Annotated in this window: 1 protein-coding gene; it reads right to left on the bottom strand. The window is 67.5% G+C overall.

Annotated elements, in window-relative coordinates:
- On the bottom strand, positions 1–3,296 hold a 3,296-nt coding region (locus tag A8711_RS30020; protein WP_176722915.1), incomplete at both ends, for a DNA-directed RNA polymerase subunit beta.

Genomic DNA, 3,296 nt, shown 5'->3' with positions numbered 1-3,296 from the left:
CTCGTCGTCGGTCTCGCGCATCTCCAGGGCCACACCGTCGCTGGAGAGCACCTCGACGTTGAGGCACAGCGACTGCAGCTCCTTGAGCAGCACCTTGAACGACTCCGGGATGCCCGGCTCGGGGATGTTCTCGCCCTTGACGATCGCCTCGTAGACCTTGACCCGGCCCAGGACGTCGTCGGACTTGATGGTCAGCAGCTCCTGCAGGGCGTAGGCGGCGCCGTACGCCTGCATGGCCCAGCACTCCATCTCACCGAAGCGCTGGCCACCGAACTGCGCCTTACCACCCAGCGGCTGCTGCGTGATCATCGAGTACGGACCGGTCGACCGGGCGTGGATCTTGTCGTCGACCAGGTGGTTGAGCTTCAGGATGTAGACGTAGCCGACCGCGATCGGGTCGGGCAGCGGCTCGCCGGAACGACCGTCGAACAGCTGCGCCTTGCCGCTGCCCCCGATGAGCTGGTTGCCGTCCCGGTTGGGCAGGGTCGACGCCAGCAGACCGGAGATCTCCTCCTCGCGGGCACCGTCGAAGACCGGCGTGGCCACGTTGGTGTCCGGCTCGGACTCGTGCGCGTTGATCGAGCGGAGCTGGCGCTTCCACTCCTCGTCGTCGCCGTCCACGCTCCAGCCGGTCTTGGCCACCCACCCGAGGTGGGTCTCCAGGACCTGGCCGATGTTCATCCGGGACGGCACACCGAGCGGGTTCAGCACGATGTCGACCGGGGTCCCGTCCTCCAGGAACGGCATGTCCTCGATCGGCAGGATCTTGGAGATGACGCCCTTGTTGCCGTGGCGGCCCGCGAGCTTGTCACCGTCCTGGATCTTGCGCTTCTGGGCCACGTAGACCCGGACCAGCTCGTTCACGCCCGGGGGCAGCTCGTCGCCGTCCTCGCGGGAGAAGGTACGCACACCGATGACCGTGCCGGTCTCGCCGTGCGGCACCTTCAGCGAGGTGTCCCGGACCTCGCGCGCCTTCTCGCCGAAGATCGCGCGGAGCAGCCGCTCCTCGGGGGTCAGCTCGGTCTCACCCTTCGGGGTGACCTTGCCGACCAGGATGTCGCCGGGGACGACCTCGGCGCCGATCCGGATGATGCCGCGCTCGTCGAGGTCGGCGAGCATCTCCTCGCTGACGTTCGGGATGTCGCGGGTGATCTCCTCCGGGCCGAGCTTGGTGTCCCGGGCGTCGACCTCGTGCTCCTCGATGTGGATCGAGGTGAGCACGTCCTGCTGCACGAGGCGCTGCGACAGGATGATCGCGTCCTCGTAGTTGTGGCCCTCCCAGCACATGAACGCCACCAGCAGGTTGCGTCCGAGCGCCATCTCGCCCTCGTCGGTGCACGGACCGTCGGCGATGACCTGACCGGCCTCGACGCGGTCGCCCTCGAAGACGACCGGCTTCTGGTTGACGCAGGAGCCGGCGTTGGAGCGGCGGAACTTGTGCAGCAGGTACGTCCGGCGGTGGCCGTCGTCCTGGTGGACCGTGATGTAGTCCGCGCAGAGGTCCTCGACCACACCGCCGACCTCGGCGACGACCACGTCACCGGCGTCGACCGCGGCACGGTACTCCATGCCCGTACCGACGAGCGGGGCCTCGGCCTTGACCAGCGGCACCGCCTGACGCTGCATGTTCGCGCCCATGAGCGCGCGGTTGGCGTCGTCGTGCTCCAGGAACGGGATCATCGCGGTGGCGACCGAGGTCATCTGCCGCGGCGACACGTCCATGTAGTCCACGGCGCCCGGCGCGACGTCCTCGGTCTCGCCGCCCTTACGGCGGACCAGGACGCGGTCCTCGGCGAAGGTGCCGTCCGACTTCAGCGGGGCGTTGGCCTGCGCCTTGACGAACCGGTCCTCCTCGTCCGCGGTCAGGTAGTCGATCTGGTCGGTGACCCGGCCGTCGATGACCTTCCGGTACGGCGTCTCGATGAAGCCGAACGGGTTGACCCGGGCGAACGTGGAGAGCGCGCCGATCAGGCCGATGTTCGGGCCTTCCGGCGTCTCGATCGGGCACATCCGGCCGTAGTGGGACGGGTGCACGTCCCGGACCTCGAAGCCGGCCCGCTCACGGGACAGACCACCAGGKCCGAGCGCGCTCAGCCGGCGCCGGTGGGTCAGGCCCGCCAGCGGGTTGGTCTGGTCCATGAACTGGGACAGCTGCGACGTGCCGAAGAACTCCTTGATCGCCGCCACCACCGGGCGGATGTTGATCAGGGTCTGCGGCGTGATCGCCTCGACGTCCTGGGTGGTCATCCGCTCGCGGACGACCCGCTCCATCCGGGAGAGACCCACCCGGACCTGGTTCTGGATCAGCTCGCCCACGGTACGCAGGCGACGGTTGCCGAAGTGGTCGATGTCGTCGGCCTCGTAGCCCTCCTCACCGGCGTGCAGCCGGCAGAGGTATTCCACGGTGGCGACGATGTCGTCCTCGGTGAGCGTGCCGGTGGTGATCGGCACGTCCAGCTCGAGCTTCTTGTTGAACTTGTAGCGCCCGACCTTGGCGACGTCGTACCGCTTCGGGTTGAAGAAGAGGTTGTCGAGCAGGGTCTGGGCGTTCTCACGGGTCGGCGGCTCGCCGGGGCGGAGCTTCCGGTAGATGTCGAGCAGGGCCTCGTCCTGGCCGGCGATGTGGTCCTTCTCGAGCGTGGTCATCATGAGCTCGGACCAGCCGAACTTCTCACGGATGCGCTCGGCGGACCACCCGATGGCCTTGAGCAGGACGGTGACGGCCTGGCGGCGCTTGCGGTCGATGCGAACGCCGACCGTGTCGCGCTTGTCGATGTCGAACTCCAGCCAGGCACCCCGGCTCGGGATGACCTTGACGCTGGAGAGGTCGCGGTCGGAGGTCTTGTCCGGCTGCTTGTCGAAGTACACGCCCGGCGAGCGGACGAGCTGGCTGACCACGACGCGCTCGGTGCCGTTGATGATGAAGGTGCCCTTCGGCGTCATCATCGGGAAGTCACCCATGAACACGGTCTGGCTCTTGATCTCGCCAGTGGTGTTGTTGGTGAACTCCGCGGTCACGAACAGCGGCGCGCAGTAGGTGAGGTCCTTCTCCTTGCACTCCTCGATCGAGGCCTTGACCTCGTCGAAGCGCGGAGCCGAGAAGGAGAGCGACATGGTGCCGGAGAAGTCCTCAATGGGACTGATCTCGTCGAGGATCTCCGCGAGACCCGAGCGTGCGTGCGGGTCGTCCGCCGACCGGCCCTGCCAAGCCTCGTTGCCGACGAGCCAGTCGAAGGACTCGTTCTGGATGGCGAGGAGGTTGGGGACCTCGAGGTGTTCGGTGATCCGACCGAAAG

The organism is Micromonospora sp. II (assembly GCF_001709195.1).
Lineage (GTDB): Bacteria > Actinomycetota > Actinomycetes > Mycobacteriales > Micromonosporaceae > Micromonospora > Micromonospora chalcea.
Note: the sequence above shows the minus strand (reverse complement) of the source record. Positions and strands in the feature narration are given on the sequence as shown.